The sequence below is a fragment of the Selenomonas dianae genome (genome assembly GCF_030644225.1).
GTDB classification, from domain to species: Bacteria; Bacillota; Negativicutes; order Selenomonadales; family Selenomonadaceae; genus Centipeda; species Centipeda dianae.
The window spans coordinates 1116190-1132271 of sequence record NZ_CP128650.1 but is presented as its reverse complement, the minus strand read 5'-3'; the positions used below and the strand labels follow the sequence as shown (position 1 = coordinate 1132271).

At 47.0% G+C, this 16082-nt stretch carries 17 protein-coding genes; 13 read left to right on the top strand and 4 right to left on the bottom strand.

What is annotated here, in order from left to right:
* Nucleotides 1-51 precede the first annotated feature (51 nt).
* Genes QU667_RS05570 through QU667_RS05560 form a run of 3 tightly spaced genes read left to right on the top strand, consistent with a single transcriptional unit; the run spans nucleotide 52 to nucleotide 2080 of the window.
* Complete coding sequence (locus QU667_RS05570) at nucleotides 52-369, top strand: YerC/YecD family TrpR-related protein (RefSeq protein ID WP_304988313.1); 318 nt, start codon at nucleotides 52-54, stop codon at nucleotides 367-369.
* On the top strand, nucleotides 369-1547 hold the full coding sequence (gene hisZ, locus QU667_RS05565; RefSeq protein WP_304988312.1) for an ATP phosphoribosyltransferase regulatory subunit: 1179 nt from the start codon (nucleotides 369-371) through the stop codon (nucleotides 1545-1547). The genes QU667_RS05570 and hisZ overlap by 1 nt, the downstream gene beginning before the upstream one ends.
* Entirely contained in the window at nucleotides 1544-2080 is a 537-nt protein-coding gene (locus tag QU667_RS05560) for an HD domain-containing protein (RefSeq protein ID WP_304988311.1), read from the top strand. The genes hisZ and QU667_RS05560 overlap by 4 nt, the downstream gene beginning before the upstream one ends.
* Nucleotides 2081-2088: 8 nt before the next feature.
* On the opposite strand, the gene QU667_RS05555 is transcribed toward QU667_RS05560, so the two are convergent.
* Complete coding sequence (locus QU667_RS05555) at nucleotides 2089-3045, bottom strand: D-2-hydroxyacid dehydrogenase (protein ID WP_304988310.1); 957 nt, start codon at nucleotides 3043-3045, stop codon at nucleotides 2089-2091.
* A 155-nt stretch (nucleotides 3046-3200) separates the two neighbouring features.
* On the opposite strand from QU667_RS05555, the gene hisG reads away from it, so the two are divergent.
* The 9 genes from hisG to QU667_RS05510 all read left to right on the top strand — a co-directional run bounded on the left by hisG (nucleotide 3201) and on the right by QU667_RS05510 (nucleotide 11322).
* Nucleotides 3201-3866, top strand: coding sequence for an ATP phosphoribosyltransferase (gene hisG, locus QU667_RS05550; RefSeq protein WP_304988309.1), 666 nt, complete (start codon nucleotides 3201-3203; stop codon nucleotides 3864-3866).
* Nucleotides 3863-5218, top strand: coding sequence for a histidinol dehydrogenase (gene hisD / locus QU667_RS05545; protein ID WP_304988308.1), 1356 nt, complete (start codon nucleotides 3863-3865; stop codon nucleotides 5216-5218). The genes hisG and hisD overlap by 4 nt, the downstream gene beginning before the upstream one ends.
* The gene (gene hisC, locus QU667_RS05540; protein ID WP_304988307.1) at nucleotides 5202-6266 is read left to right on the top strand and encodes a histidinol-phosphate transaminase; all 1065 of its coding nucleotides are present in this window, start codon (nucleotides 5202-5204) and stop codon (nucleotides 6264-6266) included. The genes hisD and hisC overlap by 17 nt, the downstream gene beginning before the upstream one ends.
* Nucleotides 6263-6862 carry an imidazoleglycerol-phosphate dehydratase HisB gene (hisB, locus tag QU667_RS05535; RefSeq protein WP_304988306.1) on the top strand — a complete coding sequence of 200 codons (600 nt, stop codon included), beginning with the start codon at nucleotides 6263-6265 and terminating at the stop codon, nucleotides 6860-6862. The genes hisC and hisB overlap by 4 nt, the downstream gene beginning before the upstream one ends.
* Before the next feature lie 10 nt (nucleotides 6863-6872).
* Complete coding sequence (gene hisH / locus QU667_RS05530; protein ID WP_304988305.1) at nucleotides 6873-7502, top strand: imidazole glycerol phosphate synthase subunit HisH; 630 nt, start codon at nucleotides 6873-6875, stop codon at nucleotides 7500-7502.
* Nucleotides 7499-8221: a 1-(5-phosphoribosyl)-5-[(5-phosphoribosylamino)methylideneamino]imidazole-4-carboxamide isomerase gene (gene hisA, locus QU667_RS05525; protein WP_304988304.1), complete on the top strand. Its 723-nt coding sequence runs from the start codon at nucleotides 7499-7501 to the stop codon at nucleotides 8219-8221. The genes hisH and hisA overlap by 4 nt, the downstream gene beginning before the upstream one ends.
* 35 nt (nucleotides 8222-8256) lie before the next feature.
* Nucleotides 8257-9024: an imidazole glycerol phosphate synthase subunit HisF gene (gene hisF, locus QU667_RS05520; RefSeq protein ID WP_304988303.1), complete on the top strand. Its 768-nt coding sequence runs from the start codon at nucleotides 8257-8259 to the stop codon at nucleotides 9022-9024.
* The gene (gene hisIE, locus QU667_RS05515; protein WP_304988302.1) at nucleotides 9024-9728 is read left to right on the top strand and encodes a bifunctional phosphoribosyl-AMP cyclohydrolase/phosphoribosyl-ATP diphosphatase HisIE; all 705 of its coding nucleotides are present in this window, start codon (nucleotides 9024-9026) and stop codon (nucleotides 9726-9728) included. The genes hisF and hisIE overlap by 1 nt, the downstream gene beginning before the upstream one ends.
* A 205-nt stretch (nucleotides 9729-9933) precedes the next feature.
* Nucleotides 9934-11322, top strand: a complete 1389-nt coding sequence (locus QU667_RS05510; RefSeq protein WP_069180507.1) for a pyruvate carboxylase subunit B — start codon at nucleotides 9934-9936, stop codon at nucleotides 11320-11322.
* A gap of 296 nt (nucleotides 11323-11618) precedes the next feature.
* Here the strand turns inward: QU667_RS05510 and cobO are convergent, their stop codons facing one another.
* The gene (gene cobO, locus QU667_RS05505; protein WP_304988301.1) at nucleotides 11619-12155 is read right to left on the bottom strand and encodes a cob(I)yrinic acid a,c-diamide adenosyltransferase; all 537 of its coding nucleotides are present in this window, start codon (nucleotides 12153-12155) and stop codon (nucleotides 11619-11621) included.
* A 57-nt stretch (nucleotides 12156-12212) separates the two neighbouring features.
* Here cobO and QU667_RS05500 point away from each other — a divergent pair, with 57 nt between their 5' ends.
* The gene (locus QU667_RS05500) at nucleotides 12213-13835 is read left to right on the top strand and encodes an SGNH/GDSL hydrolase family protein (RefSeq protein ID WP_304988300.1); all 1623 of its coding nucleotides are present in this window, start codon (nucleotides 12213-12215) and stop codon (nucleotides 13833-13835) included.
* Nucleotides 13836-13871: 36 nt separating this feature from the next.
* Here QU667_RS05500 and queA read toward each other — a convergent pair whose 3' ends face one another.
* Nucleotides 13872-14903, bottom strand: coding sequence for a tRNA preQ1(34) S-adenosylmethionine ribosyltransferase-isomerase QueA (gene queA / locus QU667_RS05495; protein ID WP_304988299.1), 1032 nt, complete (start codon nucleotides 14901-14903; stop codon nucleotides 13872-13874).
* Nucleotides 14904-14920: 17 nt separating this feature from the next.
* A complete protein-coding gene (locus tag QU667_RS05490) occupies nucleotides 14921-16069 on the bottom strand; it encodes a SpoIID/LytB domain-containing protein (protein ID WP_304988415.1) in 1149 nt (382 codons plus the stop codon).
* Nucleotides 16070-16082: the final 13 nt, after the last annotated feature.

Genomic DNA, 16082 nt, shown 5'->3' with positions numbered 1-16082 from the left:
TTCTGTGCTATACTGTGAACGAAGCAACAGCGTTCATGAGAGGGATCTGTAATGGTAAATGAGAAATTGAGAGATGATCTGACCGATCAGCTGTGCCGCGCAATCCTTTCATTGGATAACATGGAAGAATGTTACCAATTCTTTGAGGATGTTTGTACGATTGGGGAGCTCCGTGCGATGGCACAACGGCTTGACGTTGCCCGTATGCTGCACGAGGGGAATACCTACGACGATATTGTTGCACAAACCGGAGCCAGTACGGCAACCATCAGCCGTGTCAAACGATGCCTGAATTATGGTGCGGACGGATATACACTCGTGCTTGAAAAGGGGATTTCTGCGCCGCTGGTTGATGAGGAGAACCTCTGATGAAATCTGAAAAGCTGATTTTGGAAACACCATATGGAACACGAGATCTGCTCCCAAAAGATACAGCAGAAATGCGTCATATGGAAAATAAGCTGTCCGATTTGTTTCGGTCGTGGGGATATGATGAGGTCATTACTCCGACCATTGAGCATCTGGAAACATTGGCACCTCGCATATCGGAAGCGAACGCTCTCTTCCTGCTGTTGGGGAATCAGAATAAGCCACTTGCTCTGCGTAACGAAATGACAACACCGATTGCAAGACTGGTCAGCAGCCGCTTGAAGGATGCGCCTGTTCCTCTGAAACTATCCTATTTGGGCAATGTTTTTCGCGTGGAGCAAACGCAGATGGGGCGTCAATGTGAATTCCATCAGGCGGGAGTCGAGCTGATGGGGAGTAACACACCCGCCTCAGATGCTGAGATCATATCGCTGGCGATCGAATCCATCCTGACGTGTGGAATCAATGATTTTCAGATCCACATGGGACAGATTGCTTTCCTTGATGGAATGATGGCCTATTATGAAATTGGGGAGGATCAATGCCGAGAGATTAAGTCCGCGATCGAACGCCATGACATTGTATGCTTAAATCGGCTGATTGATACCTTGTCACTTCCAAGCAAGGACAAAGAAACATTAAAAAGTCTTCCACTTCTGAATGGAAGGGAAGATCTCCTGAAACACCTTTATGATCTGCCACTCAATCTGCAGAGCCGATCTGCTGTTGATAATCTGGCTGCGATTTATACGTTGATTCAATCATACGGTTATGCGGATTATGTTCGCTTTGATCTCGGTATCATTCGGGATTTTAATTACTATACCGGGATGGTCTTTGAGGGGTATTCAATCAAATTGGGATTTCCATTGTGCGGGGGCGGTCGCTACGATCACCTTTTGACCGAATATGGATACCCTATGCCGGCAACAGGTTTTGCGCTCGGGATTGAGAGAATTCTCCTGACGCTTGAACGGCAGGGAGTTCACCTACCGCCTCTATCCAAGGATATCTATATTGGATATACTGCATCATCCATCGGACGCGCGATTCAGCGGGCATCCGAGCTGCGTCATGCAGGTAAGACGGTGGAGCTTGGGCTGCGTACGCAAACCCCTGAGGAGGCAGAATCTTCGCGCGCAGAATTCGGATATGCACAGCTTGAGTATTTTGAATGAAACAGCGTCTAAGGCAGTTCCTACGAGCCTTGTTTGGTCGATTGGACGCAGAAGGGCATACGTTCATTCGATGCTATTTAAATGAGGCAGAGCAAAGACTGTTCTATGCAATGCACCAATCGGATCAGTATCATGCTTTTCGTGTTGCACTCACGGCAAAAGAAATCTATGCACGGCAAGGATGTTTGGACTTGGATACGTATATCTTGCTGATACGGTGTGCATTGCTCCACGATATTGGTCGCGTCAAAGGAACGGCAGACATCTGGGGAAAAGTTCTTGCTGTTCTTGCAGATCGTTTTTTTCCTTTTGCAACCTCTTATTTTCTTCGCCGAAAGGATTCCTGTAATGTATTTGGACGCATAGGAATGGCACTCTATGTCCATATTGCGCATCCCTATATCGGAGCGGTGGCACTGCGTAGGATCGGAGATATTCGTGAAGCGGAGATTGTTCGGCAACATCAAAAAAAAGCAGCACCGGAGGATTCTCCGGTGCTGTCCATATTAAAGCTGGCAGATGCGCAAAACTGACCTGCAGATCAATACCCGCGCTTTTTATCTACAACATTGAGCATCCCAATGCGCTGTGGAAAGATCTGCAAATTGTTGCGAAAGATTTTGAGCGATCGATCCAGATACATGGGGGATATCGCCGAGTAGTGCGGTGTGATGAACAAATTCGGCACATTCCACAATGGGGAATCTTCGGGAAGCGGCTCGGTTGTAAAGACATCAAGGGATGCACCTCGTATGCGCTGTGTCGTTAGAGCCTCCACCAAGTCGGCTTCCTCGATGACATCTCCTCTGGATACATTGATGAAGAATGCGTTTTCTTTCATCATATCAAATGTTTTGAGATTAAATAATTTTTTTGTTTGCGGTGTCAAGGGGAGCGTAACGATGACATAGTCCGCGCAGGACAGTACCTCCGGCAGATGATCTATAGTGAATAACTGATCTACAAACGGCTCGGTAGAAGTCTTTTGCTTTACAGCAACAATACGCATTCCCATATTTTTGAGATGTTTTGCAATTTCTCTGCCGATGCTGCCCAACCCGATGATAGCAGCTGTCTTTCCAAACAGTTCGTCCGGCTCCGTCAGTCGCTTCCATGTATGTGCCTTTTGATTCTCCCATGCCTCGATCAGACATCTGCTGGACGCAAGCATTGTTCCTAGAACGTGTTCTGCCATGGGGATGCCATGGATACCGCGTGAGTTGGTTAGCAGTATATCGGACTGCGAAAACATCGCGTTTGACAGCAGTTTTTCAACGCCGGCACTATACGTATGAATCCATTGGAGGCGCGACATTTTGGAAAGATACTTCTCCATGTCCATTTGTGCATCATAGCCCAACAGAATATCCACTTCGGAAAGGACGTCACCGGCTTCTGTGGGGCGTATACATCTGCACTGACAATGCGGATAGCTTTGATGAATGAGATCTATTTGTTTATCGCTTAATCTCGCAAATGATAATATTTGAAGTGTCATCTACGACTCCTTTTTGCTCGTACGGATTTTCAATAATAAAGACTATTCGCGATAAGAGTAAAAAATCCTTTTTGATTGGTTGACCTATTATCTCCGACGTGGTAGTATACGATCATATTAGTTCTTTAATTGGTTAAAGGATAAGAGGGGATTCCATGGAAAAATATGCTGCAGATTATTTAACAATTGCCTTACCGAAAGGCAAACTGTTCTCTCTGTCCGCGCATCTGTTTGAGAAAATTGGAATCGCAGCAGACCATCTCAGTGAGAAATCCCGTAAACTCGTGATTTCAAATGACGAACTCAAGGTCCAATTTATTATTACGAAAACTTCGGATGTGCCCACATATGTGGAATATGGTGCAGCGGATATTGGTATCATCGGGAAGGATATTCTGGTGGAATCCGGGCAGGATGTCTATGAACTGCTCGACCTTGGCTTTGGGAAATGCCGTCTGATGATGGCTGTTCCACGAGAAGAACGGCGCAGTCGCCTGTTGGACTATACACATACGCGTGTGGCGACTAAATATCCGCACATTGCAGAGCATTTTTTTGCACAGCAGGGAATGCAGATGGAGTATATCAAGTTGAATGGATCGATTGAATTGGGTCCGATTGTGGGACTTTCTGAGAGTATTGTCGATATTGTGGAAACAGGAACTACGCTTGTCGAGAACGACTTGGAAGAGATCGCGCACATTATGAATATCAGTGCCCGCCTCATTGCCAATCGCGTAAGCTTCAAACTGAAATTTGATCGTATTTATCGCATTGTAAATGATCTGAAACAAGTTTTGGAAGGTGGGGAAATAGGGTGAATATCGTATCTGTTGCAGATGTTGGCATGAAACAAGCGAGGCGACTGCTTCAGAAGAAGGCCTTTGATGAGGTTGTACTGAATGACCGTATTCGCGCACGCAATAAAGAACTTTTCGGCGCAGATCTTTCTGCGACAGAGCTGGTTCACCGTATCGTTCAGGAAGTACGTCATAAGGGCGATCAGGCACTCTTCCACTATACGAAATTACTGGATTGCGTTGATTTGGCATCGGATAATTTGATGGTGTCTGAGGAAGAATTTCAGGTGGCGGAACACAGTGCCGACCCGAAGGTTGTTGCATCGCTAAAAAAAGCGGCAGATAATATCTTTTCCTACCACGAGGAGCAAAAACCACGCTCGTGGATGACCTACCGCGCACATGGTTCAATTCTTGGGCAGGAGATTCTTCCGCTCTCACGCGTTGGCATCTATGTTCCTGGGGGGACAGCAGCATATCCTTCATCGGTACTTATGAATGCGATTCCCGCCCTTGTTGCAGGAGTAGGAGAGATCATTATGTCTGTCCCGACTAAGGACGGTGTGATCAATCCGTATGTTCTCGTTGCGGCACGTTTCCTTGGTATCCGTAAGATCTTCAAAATGGGGGGAGCACAGGCCATTTCAGCGATGGCATATGGAACAGAGAACGTTCCACGTGTCGATAAGATTACTGGTCCCGGCAATATCTTCGTGACACTTGCCAAAAAAAAAGTATATGGTCACGTCGATATTGATATGCTCGCGGGACCAAGTGAAATTCTGATTTTGGCAGATGACAGTGCGTCTCCTTCCTACATAGCCGCAGATCTGCTCAGTCAAGCAGAGCATGACCCACTTGCATCGAGTATTCTCATTACCGATGACCGAATATTGGCGGAGCGATCCATGAAGGAGGTGCTGTGTCAGCTGGAACGTCTGCCGCGCAAGGATATTGCGCGTGCCTCGATTGAGGACAATGGACGTATTATCGTGACGGAGAATATGGAACAGGCAGTCATTCTTGCGAATGTATCGGGACCGGAACATATGGAACTTCTTGTCAAAGATCCTTTCCATATGCTGCCTCAGATTCGATGTGCCGGTGCTATCTTTGTCGGAGCATATTCGCCGGAACCGCTCGGGGACTATTTTGCGGGGCCAAATCATGTGCTGCCAACGGGAGGGACGGCACGGTTCTATTCTGTTTTGAATGTAGAGACTTTTATGAAACGTACAAGCATCATATCCTACACACAGGAAGCACTCGAAAGTGTCAGCGATGACATCATTCGTCTTGCCGAAACAGAAGGTCTTGAGGCTCATGCGCGTGCAATTCGTATGAGGAGGAGAGAGAATGCTGAACTATCGTGATGGATTGGCATTGATGCCGCATTATGACACAAGCGAGCAGGATTGGCGCATCAAGGTGAATGCCAACGAATCGAATGTCGGACTTCCTCCATTGGTAGAGGAACGAGTTATGACACGCCTGTCACGCATAGCATTTTCACGCTATCCCAATGAGGAATACGATCTGCTTTGCGAGCAGATCGGAGAGGCATACGGCTATCGTCAAGAAAATGTAATCATTGGAAATGGTTCGAGTGAGATCATAGAGAAGGTGTTTTATGCCTTTGGCGGCGATGATACGCATAAAATTGTTTATCCAACGCCATCGTTTTCCATGTACGGAATCTATGCTGCTGTGGCAGATGCCGTTGGTGTATCTGTTCCGTTGGACGACAACTATACACTGGACGTAGAGAGATTCATTCATGCAGTCAATCAGAGCAACGCTTCTCTCGCGGTCATCTGCAACCCGAACAATCCGACAGGGCAGGTATTGACTATGGCAGAGCTTGAGCATATTGCAGAAAGTATATCATGTGCTTTTCTAATTGATGAGGCATACGTTGAGTTTTATGGAAATACATCCATTCCGCTTCTAAAAAAATATCCTCATATGATGATTGCACGTACTTTTTCGAAGGCGTATGCACTTGCCTCGTCCCGTGTTGGCTATATGTTGGCACACAAAAATATCATCAATATGGTTGCAAAGACCTATATGCCGTACCATATCAATGTTCCGTCACTTGTCACAGCGGATACAGTCTTTCAAATGCGCTCAGAATTTGAGCCGCAAATTCAGATGATCTGTGCGGAGCGTGAGCGTATGCAGGAAAAGTATAGTTTACTCGATTCTGTGACAGTCTATCCATCTCATGCGAATTTCATTCTGCTTCATTATCCTCATGCAGAGGCGCTTAATAAAGAGTTTATCAAATGCGGCATTGGGGTACGGAGTTTTGGAAAAGCTCCGCAGCTGGAGAATATGCTGCGCATTTCCATTGGTCGAGCGGATGAAAATGACGAGGTATATCGTGTTATGAAGTTTTTTGTGGAGGAGAATCCATGAGCATACGCAATGCGGAAATACATCGAAAGACAGGGGAAACGGACGTAACTGTTTCCGTCGGGATCGATGGCACAGGAGTCTCCGAGATTGATACGGGCATCGGCTTTTTCGATCATATGCTGACACTGTTTGCGTCTCATGGACGATTTGACTTGACTGTAAAATGTGATGGCGATATTGAAGTCGATGGGCACCACTCTGTTGAGGATATCGGCATTACGATGGGGCAGGCGTTCTATGCTGCACTTGGAGAAAAGCGCGGTATTACGAGGTATGGATCATTCTATCTGCCCATGGATGAGACACTCGTATTGGCGGCTTTGGATATCAGCGGGCGCCCCTTTCTCGTTTACGACCCCGGAGATACACCGATGACGCCGATGATCGGCGGTTATGATACGGAGCTTACAGAGGAGTTCCTGCGTGCATTTGCTTTTCATGCAGGGCTCACGCTTCATGTGAAGATCCTCTATGGAACGAACTCACATCACAAAGTGGAGGCGATATTTAAGGCAGTTGCACACGCGCTTCGAATCGCTGCAGAGAAGGATGCGCGACTGGAGGATATGATTCCGTCGACTAAGGGACTTCTGTGAGGCGTTCATTATGATTACAATAATAAATTATGGTGTTGGAAATTTATTCAGTGTTGAAAAAGCATTTATCGCATTGGGGGAAGAGGTTCGTGTCAGCTCCAGAAGCGAAGATATTCTCGCCTCGGATAAAATCGTATTGCCAGGCGTGGGTGCCTTTGGAGACTGCATGAAACAGCTCCAGGCATCCGGCTTGATTCCTGCAATGCGCGAATGCGTTGATCGTGAGATCCCCTTGCTTGGTATCTGCATAGGGCTTCAAATTCTTTTTTCGGGCAGCGAGGAATCCGCGGGGATAGATGGGCTTGGTTTTCTGGATGGTTGTGTACGAAAGATTTCGGCGCCAAATGAAAAAATCCCGCATATGGGCTGGAATGCACTTGATATTTTGGAAGCACATAGGGATCGGGGCTTATTTAAGGGAATACCACAGGCTTCCTATGTATATTTTGTGCACAGCTATCATGCAGTACCGGAGAATAAGGATATTGTTTCATCAACCTGCTTCTATGGAGAGAAAATTACGGCATCCATATCTGCCGGAAATATCATGGCAACGCAATTTCATCCCGAAAAATCGGGGGATATTGGACTAAACATCATTCAGAACTTTATTCGTCATGGACAGGAGGGAAGCAGATGATTATTTTCCCTGCCATTGATTTACGCGACGGAAAATGTGTCCGTCTCCTGAAAGGTGATTTTTCACAGGAAACAATCTACAGCAGCGCACCCGAAGATGTCGCCCTTCGTTGGACACAGGAAGGGGCGGAATACCTGCATGTCGTTGATCTTGACGGAGCACTTGCCGGAAAGCCGAAAAACACCGAGGTCATCAAGAAAATCCTCAGCAACGTTCAAATTCCCGTTGAGCTTGGCGGTGGTATTCGCACACTTGAAATGATAGAAAACACCTTAGCTCTGGGCGTGACACGCGTGATTCTTGGATCTGCTGCAGTACAGAACCGCGATCTTGTAAAAGAGGCTTGTCGGCTCTATGGCGATCGCATTGTGGTTGGCATTGATGCGAAGGATGGCATTGCCGCCGTGGATGGATGGGGCATATCGAGCGGTATTTCTGCTGTCGAACTGGCGAAAGAGCTTGCGTCTTATGGGTTGAAAACGATCATATACACCGATATAGCACGGGATGGAACACTCTCAGGCGTTAATATCGAGGCAACCGCGAACCTTGCGACATCGTCCGGTGTGGATATCGTCGCCTCCGGTGGGGTTAAGTCATTGGAAGATATTCACGCTTTGAAAGAGAGAGAGACAGACGGGGTTGTTGGCGTAATTGCCGGAAAATCGATTTACGAAGGAACGCTTTCCTTATCGGAGGCGATTGCTGCTGCCCGCTAAGATGAATTCAGCTTTTAAAAAAGGGGGATTCCGTCTTGAAAAAAACATTTGCAAAACGTATTATCCCATGCCTTGATGTCAAGGATGGACGCGTTGTGAAAGGGACGAATTTTGTCGGCTTAAGAGATGCAGGAAGCCCGACGGAATTAGCTGAGCGTTATGATAAAGAACGTGCGGACGAGCTTGTGTTTTTGGATATTACTGCGTCGCATGAAGAACGCAGCACGATGCTCGATGTCGTATCGGACTGCGCGTCAAAAGTTTTTATTCCACTTACGGTTGGCGGTGGAATCCGCACTTTAGAGGATATGCACCGTATGCTGAACGCAGGGGCTGATAAAATCACTGTCAATACAGCTGCAGTAAAACATCCGGAAGTGATACGCGATGGAGCAATGCATTTCGGGAGTCAATGCATTGTAGTTGCAATTGACGCACGCCGTAACGGCGTGGACACATGGGAGGTCTATGTCAATGGTGGAAGAACGCCAACGGGGATGGACTGCGTTTCTTGGGCAAAGGATGTTGTCACACTCGGGGCGGGAGAAATCCTGTTGACCAGTATGGATGCTGACGGCACAAAAAATGGTTATGATATTGCACTCACGCGTGCTGTGTCGGAAAATGTCAACGTGCCCGTTATTGCTTCCGGAGGCGCCGGCAGATTGGAGCATTTCTATGATGTGCTTGCCGAAGGAAAAGCGGATGCCGTATTGGCCGCCTCATTGTTCCATTATGGGGAACTTTCTATAAATGAAGTGAAGATGTACTTGAAGTCGCGTGGACTGGAGGTTCGATTCTGATGAGTGTTGATATTTCAATGGTGAATTTTGATGAACATGGGCTTGTTCCTGTCATTGTTCAGGAAGAAAATAATCAAGTCCTCATGCTCGCGTATATGAATCGTGAATCCATTGAAAAAACGATTGAAACCGGATTTGCGTGGTACTACAGCCGCAGCCGCAAGAAGCTGTGGAAAAAAGGGGAAACATCGGGGAACGTTCAGCGCGTTCATGATATTTCCTATGACTGCGACGGTGATACGATCCTGCTTCGCGTCAAACAGACGGGTGTAGCCTGTCATACGGGTACGTATTCGTGTTTTAACGGAAGAAAACTCTATTCTGTGGATACAAACAGCATAGTTCCAGTCGATGCAAAAGAGAAAATGCCGCTTGCAGAGATTTTGTCCGATCTCTATGAGGTCATTCAGAGCCGGCGGCTTCATCCTGTCGAAGGTTCTTACACAAACTATCTCTTCGACAAAGGTCAAGACAAGATTTTGAAAAAGCTTGGCGAAGAAACGGCAGAAACGATCATTGCGTCCAAAAACAACATTCGTGAAGATGTGCTCTATGAAATGGGAGATCTCTGGTATCACTGTTTGGTATTGCTCGCGTATCACAATATGACACCGGAGGATCTGCTCGAAGAGCTGAAGCGACGCCATCGTGGCGGCAGTTATCATAAATTTGCGGGAAAGACAGGAATGCGGCCGGATATGTAATTTAGACAGTGATTTCTCCCATCAACTATCCATAATGGTAATTATGGATAGTTAGAGGAGGTGTGAAAATCTGCTTGAAAAAGATGTATAAAAATATGTGAATTTTATAACTTGTCATTGACAATAACTCAATTTGAATCTATAATTTAGACGTTGGGTTATATAATTTTTGATTATAATATTTAATCAAGGAGAGTGTTCTTTTATGGCAAAGAATCCGGTCAAAATCACTGAGACTGTCCTCCGCGATGGTCACCAGTCACTGCTGGCAACCCGCATGAGAATTTCGGATATGCTTCCGCAGCTTGCGGCACTTGATGCCATTGGCTATAATTCTCTTGAAGCTTGGGGCGGTGCTACGTTTGATAGCTGTCTGCGCTTCCTTGATGAGGATCCGTGGGAGCGTTTGGATATTTTGAAGAAGAATCTCAAAACACCGATTCAGATGCTTCTCCGTGGTCAGAACCTGCTTGGTTATAACCATTACTCCAACGATGTTGTGGAGAAATTCGTTCAGAAGGCATCCGAGCACGGCATTGGTGTATTTCGTATTTTTGATGCACTCAACGATATTCGTAACCTCAAAGTCGCGATTGATGCGGCACTCAAGTGCCCTGAAAAACCACATGTTCAAGGCTGTCTGGTCTATACGATCAGCCCTGTTCACACGAATGAAAGCTTTGTTGAGCTTGCAGTCGAGCTTGAAAAAATGGGCTGCCATTCCGTCTGCATCAAAGATATGTCAGGACTTCTGAAGCCGTATGTCGCAGAGGATCTTGTCAAGAAACTCAAGGCTGCGGTGAAGATTCCCATTGACCTTCATACGCACTGTACCTCCGGATTCGGTCATGCAACCTACCTGAAGGCGGTCGAAGCCGGTGTTGATATCATTGATACCGCACTTGCCCCATTCTCCAGCGATACTTCGCAGCCGTGCACGGAGACGATGGTAGCAATGCTTGAGGGTGAGGATCGTGATACGGGGCTTGACCGTCAGGCGATGACTCCGATTTCTAAGTACTTCCTTGGGGTTAAGCAGGATCTCATTAAGACCTTTAACCTTAAGGGGTATTTCGATGTGAATCCGAATGTCCTGGACTTCCAGATTCCCGGTGGTATGCTCTCGAACCTTGCAAATCAGCTCAAGGAAGCGGGTATGGAGGACAAGTATCAGGATCTTCTGGATGAAATGCCGCGTGTTCGCAAGGATGTCGGCTATCCCCCGCTCGTTACGCCGTCCTCGCAGATTGTCGGTACGATGGCAACCTTCAACGTCATGACCGGTGAACGCTACAAGATGGTGCCGACTGAGTTCAAGGATCTTGCACGTGGTAAGTTCGGCAGGACACCGGTTGAAATTGATCGTAAGTTCCTGACGGATACGCTTGGTATTGCTCCCGAGGACATCATTGATGATTGCTCCATCGAGGATGCAAAGGCAACAACGTTTGCAGAGTTCAAAGAAGAGCTCAAGAATAAGGGCTATATCAATCCATCGGATGAGGATGTTCTCTCCTACGCTCTCTTCCCGCAGGTCGCGGAGGAGTTCTTCCAGAAACACTATAAGCCGATCACTGCCTATGTCAAAGAGTAAAATGTAGTTTATCCTGTAAAAAGGAGCTGTTGCATGTGGAGGTTTTCACATGCAACAGCTCCTTTTCATGTACGCTCATCATTTTCTAAAATATGTATCAAAATCTCAAAAATCTATTAAACTGGACAAATGTACACATGAATGTGTACGGCTTTTCCTATTCCCGCATTCGTGTGCCCTTAAGGTTTTATCTCATCAGTCCTAGCCTCTTCTTTTATGTGTCCGATTTCATTTTATAATGACCTAAAGTATGTTTTCCAACATAGCATACATAAGCGGAATATGCTATAATCGGATTAAAACTCAACTCCCCTCTGGGCTTTAATTCCCTTCTGAAACGGATGCTTAATAAGACGCATCTCCGTAACGAGATCCGCATGGTCAATAAGTTCATGGGAGGCATTCCGTCCCGTAAAGACCAGATGGGTGTTCTCCGATCGTGCAGAAAGCAGGCTGTCCAGATCCTTTGGAGCAATAAATCCAAAGGAGTAAGCATAGTTGAATTCATCAAGGATGACCATATCCCATGCATTGTTTCGGAGTTCGTCCACTGCCATCTGAAGAAGCTCCGCAGCGGCACGCCGATGCTCTTCTTCTGCTCCTCGATCTCTCTGCGAGAAACCGAGTCCGCCCTGTCGAATCTCAATATGATTGTGGACGGATGCGAGTGCCTTGATGGCTTCGAGCTCTCCATACTTCCAGCTCCCCTTGATGAACTGGAGAATGAGTACGCGCAGGTGATTCCCCCATGCACGCATCGCCATCCCGAGTGCCGCTGTTGTCTTTCCCTTTCCATCTCCGGTGTGGACGATGATAAGACCCTTTTTTTCCATAGGAATTCCTCCTCAACTTTCTAGTGTGATAATCAACGACATATTTTAGGTGAATACATGAAGCATTATTTTTTCTTTACGGGCATTATTTTTCTTACAGTTCTTGGATGTATTTTTAGCGTTGAGCGCATGGATCTTCTGAGTCTGAGACAGATCGACATAACTGCCACGGTTGAGGAATCGAACGGAAAATCGACACTTATGTGGGAACGTCTTCCCTATCCCTGCTATTATCGGATCGACACATACATCAAGACAACGGGAACAATCACTGAGGAGACAATCTATGAACATATAAAGACCGAGTTTTCCACTTCGCCCTCCTGCCAAATTTCATCCGCTTCGATTCCGTTTTATTATCGTATTACAGCCTATGGTATGTTTGGCGCTGTGACCGCACCTTCAACGCCGATCTCGACACCATATTTCACGACGAAAGCCCCAATTCCAATCTATCATTATACAGCGGATCATCCCGCAAGCCTTATGCCATTTCTCGTATGGCACAGCATACCCAATGCTGTACTCTACGAAGTCGAGATTCTGTCTGCACCGCCGTCAAAAGAAGGTGGTACGGAACATTCTCCAACGCATCACTTGATGAGCACGCAAAATATTTTCACGAATGGGTGGCAGGCAGATCTGCGTGCCTATCTAACCTATGAGAAGCTGTATTGGCGCGTGCGTGCTCTTGGTCTAAAACATGAACCGATTGGGGAATTTTCCGTTGCAGAACCGTTGTACCTGAATAAATCTATAGAGTTTCCCAACCGTCCGATTCCGAACACGTACGATCAAATACTGAATTTTCATCAGCCGCTTTACCCGGTCTATCAGTGGATTCCATTAAACGGGGTAACACATTATGAAGTCGAATTGCTCACAGAACCGCCCGCAGAACCCCATGGAACAACACCGGATTCAAAACGCATATGGGCAGAGAAAATAGCCGATACCAATTCCATCTATGATGAATACGCACGTCCTTATGCCGGCGTATATTACTGGCGTGTACGGGGGTTGGATGCGCAAGATAATACCATTGGTACATGGTCAGATTCAGCTTCATTCACGGTTGATTCCAAAAGCGAAAAACGTATCTATGCAGCTGCACTTGGAGACAGCATAACCCACGGAGGTGGTGCAATTTCAAGCTCTCCTGCCTTCCTTGAATACAGCTATACGACATATCTCCCGTTCGAATGCTTCAATCTTGGACGCAGTGGTGATACATCCCATACAACATTGGAACGCTTTGAACAGGATGTACTCCCTCTTCACCCCGTTAATCTTCTGATCTTGACCGGTTCAAACAGTCTGCGGGCAATTGGCGTGACAGCGCAGGATATTATCAACGATTTGGATGAGCTTGAAAACAAATGTCGTGCTCACGGCATCCGCCCGATCTTCCTGACGCTTTTGCCGCTTAATCCGGAACGCATTTCGCTTGCTTTCCACTCAGAAACAGATCTCTCATGGAAGTGGAAATTAACCGCCGTCAATATGTGGATTCGATCACAGGATTTCTACATCGACATCGAACCATATTTTTATGACATGCAGAAGAGCATTCTTGATCCACGCCTCTCCACGGACGGATTGCACCCCGATATTGACGGAAAGCGGATGATGGCGGAAATCATCAACGAGCACCGTGACGTTTTCCAGGAACTCCCGTAGATAAGAAACAACGCGATGATATATCGCGTTGTTTTTTCATCCTTTCGACTGAATCAACATGGCATCTCCAAAGGAAAAGAAGCGATACTCTTCTTTTACCGCTATACGATACGCTTCAAGGGTAAAATCACGCCCTGCAAAGGCACTGATGAGCATAATCAATGTGGATTTCGGCAGATGAAAGTTTGTAATCACAGTATCCACAACGTTGAATTGGTATCCTGGATAGATAAAAATGTCCGTCCACCCCGCTCCCGCCTCAACATTTCCTGTCTGTGCAGCCGATGCCTCCAGAGTGCGAATGGATGTTGTACCGACAGCAATAACACGTCTGCCTTCTTTCTTTGCCGCTTGAATCAGCGCTGCCGTTTCCGGTGGAACAGAGTAGAATTCGCGGTGCATCACATGATCTTCGATCGCGTCCACGTGAACCGGTCGGAAGGTACCAAGTCCAACATGAAGCGTAACAAAACCAAATTGAACGCCCATATTCCGCAGATTCTGCATGAGTGATTCTGTAAAGTGAAGCCCCGCCGTCGGAGCGGCAGCCGATCCATTCACACGGCTGTATATGGTCTGGTAACGCTCTCGATCTTCGAGTTTTTCATGAATGTATGGCGGAAGAGGCATCGTCCCCAGACGATCCAGAATTTCCTCAAACACACCATTATAGAGAAAACGTACAATGCGCCCACCAAAATCCGTATGGGCTAGGATCTCGCAGGAGAGTTCGTCACCGAACCGAATAACAGAGCCTATACGTACCTTCTTTCCTGGTCGCACCAATGCTTCCCACTGATCTTTATCGATCTGACGCAGAAGAAGAACCTCGACCTTCCTGCCTGTTTGACTGCGTGCGCCGATGAGACGCGCAGGAATGACACGCGTATCATTAAAGATCAGCACATCTCCCTGTTGCAGGTATGCTCCAAGTTCAAAAAAATGTCGATGCTCAATCGTACCGTCTTTTGGATTCAAAACCATAAGACGAGCCGTATCCCGCGGCTCGATCGGAGTCTGCGCAATGCGCTCTTCTGGAAGATCATAGTCAAAATCAGAAATATTCATGTCGTAGTACACCTAGTCTAGTATAGCTTCTCAATGGTAACACCTGTATAGTAGTGAAAGAGAATGTCCTTATAGCTCTTCCCCTTGTCCGCAAGTTCCTTTGCGCCCCACTGGGAGAGCCCTAACCCATGACCGGAACCATATCCGCTGAATATGACATCAGCTCTGCCGGAACGCACATCGAACAACGTACTTGGCAGAGAAAACATGGAGCGCAGGTCGTTGCCCGAAAGCGTAACTCTCCCCTTTGTACCGATGAACTCTGCCGAACGAACGCGCCCGGAGGGGCTGCGATCATATCCCCCCTTTCCTACCGTCAATGGCGATAGACGAATTTCTTTCAGTGATCCGAACGCCCTGCCGTTCTTTTCCAGTTTTTCTTCAAATTCGCTCATAGAAACAGTACGGTTCCATGGATGCGTCTGCGTTTGAAGTTCCGTCACAGACCGTAGATATGGAACGGAGCTTCCCCATACGTTTTCGCTGGCCTCCGTCATACCACCCGAATCCGTATGAAAGAGTGCATCAATAATTGCGCCCTTATGGAAAAGGACTTCCCCGCGCGTTCTGTTGACCGCCTCCGTTGTCGTCAGCATCTCTGCAGACATCCCCTCATAGACCTGACAATGCGAGGTGTTGCAAAGATCGAACCCCTCTGCGCTATGACGCTTGCGATTTTTCAAGGCAAAGGTACGCGCCGCAACGCTCTGCGCCTGTAAAGCCTCCGTATTCCAACTCGGCGGCATCTCTTTTGGAACGACACCGTAAAGATAGTCCTCGACAAGGACATGATTGACAACAGTAAGTCCCGTTCGTTTTAAGAGGGCGATATAGCCACGATACGGAGTATTATTCACCTTGATAAATCCGGAAGTCTCCGGCTGAATTACCAAGTGATCTCCCCTGATCTCCCGTCCATTCACAAAAAGCTGCCCCCGCATCATGCGAACGTCAAGTGTTCCTCCCTGCGGTACTTCAAGAATCGGCTTTTGTTCCGGATTCTCATAGACAGACATCTTTCCGTTTGTTGTCGAAAGGCGAACCTCAGATACGCCCTGACTAATCCCTACAGAGATTTCCGGCTGCCACGAAGCAGATGTCTGTGATGGCATTACGACAAATACAGCACACAGAAAGAATATACACAGGCGAAGATAAGGTTTCATCATAAGCTCCCCT

Coding starts and splice junctions, on each gene's coding strand:
- hisA (WP_304988304.1), top strand. CDS start 7,499: ATGATTATTTTCCCTGCCATTGATTTACGCGACGGAAAATGTGTCCGT.
- hisB (WP_304988306.1), top strand. CDS start 6,263: ATGAGCATACGCAATGCGGAAATACATCGAAAGACAGGGGAAACGGAC.
- hisZ (WP_304988312.1), top strand. CDS start 369: ATGAAATCTGAAAAGCTGATTTTGGAAACACCATATGGAACACGAGAT.
- queA (WP_304988299.1), bottom strand. CDS start 14,903: ATGAATATTTCTGATTTTGACTATGATCTTCCAGAAGAGCGCATTGCG.
- hisG (WP_304988309.1), top strand. CDS start 3,201: ATGGAAAAATATGCTGCAGATTATTTAACAATTGCCTTACCGAAAGGC.
- QU667_RS05570 (WP_304988313.1), top strand. CDS start 52: ATGGTAAATGAGAAATTGAGAGATGATCTGACCGATCAGCTGTGCCGC.
- cobO (WP_304988301.1), bottom strand. CDS start 12,155: ATGGAAAAAAAGGGTCTTATCATCGTCCACACCGGAGATGGAAAGGGA.
- QU667_RS05555 (WP_304988310.1), bottom strand. CDS start 3,045: ATGACACTTCAAATATTATCATTTGCGAGATTAAGCGATAAACAAATA.
- QU667_RS05560 (WP_304988311.1), top strand. CDS start 1,544: ATGAAACAGCGTCTAAGGCAGTTCCTACGAGCCTTGTTTGGTCGATTG.
- hisC (WP_304988307.1), top strand. CDS start 5,202: ATGCTGAACTATCGTGATGGATTGGCATTGATGCCGCATTATGACACA.
- hisIE (WP_304988302.1), top strand. CDS start 9,024: ATGAGTGTTGATATTTCAATGGTGAATTTTGATGAACATGGGCTTGTT.
- QU667_RS05490 (WP_304988415.1), bottom strand. CDS start 16,069: ATGAAACCTTATCTTCGCCTGTGTATATTCTTTCTGTGTGCTGTATTT.
- QU667_RS05500 (WP_304988300.1), top strand. CDS start 12,213: ATGAAGCATTATTTTTTCTTTACGGGCATTATTTTTCTTACAGTTCTT.
- QU667_RS05510 (WP_069180507.1), top strand. CDS start 9,934: ATGGCAAAGAATCCGGTCAAAATCACTGAGACTGTCCTCCGCGATGGT.
- hisH (WP_304988305.1), top strand. CDS start 6,873: ATGATTACAATAATAAATTATGGTGTTGGAAATTTATTCAGTGTTGAA.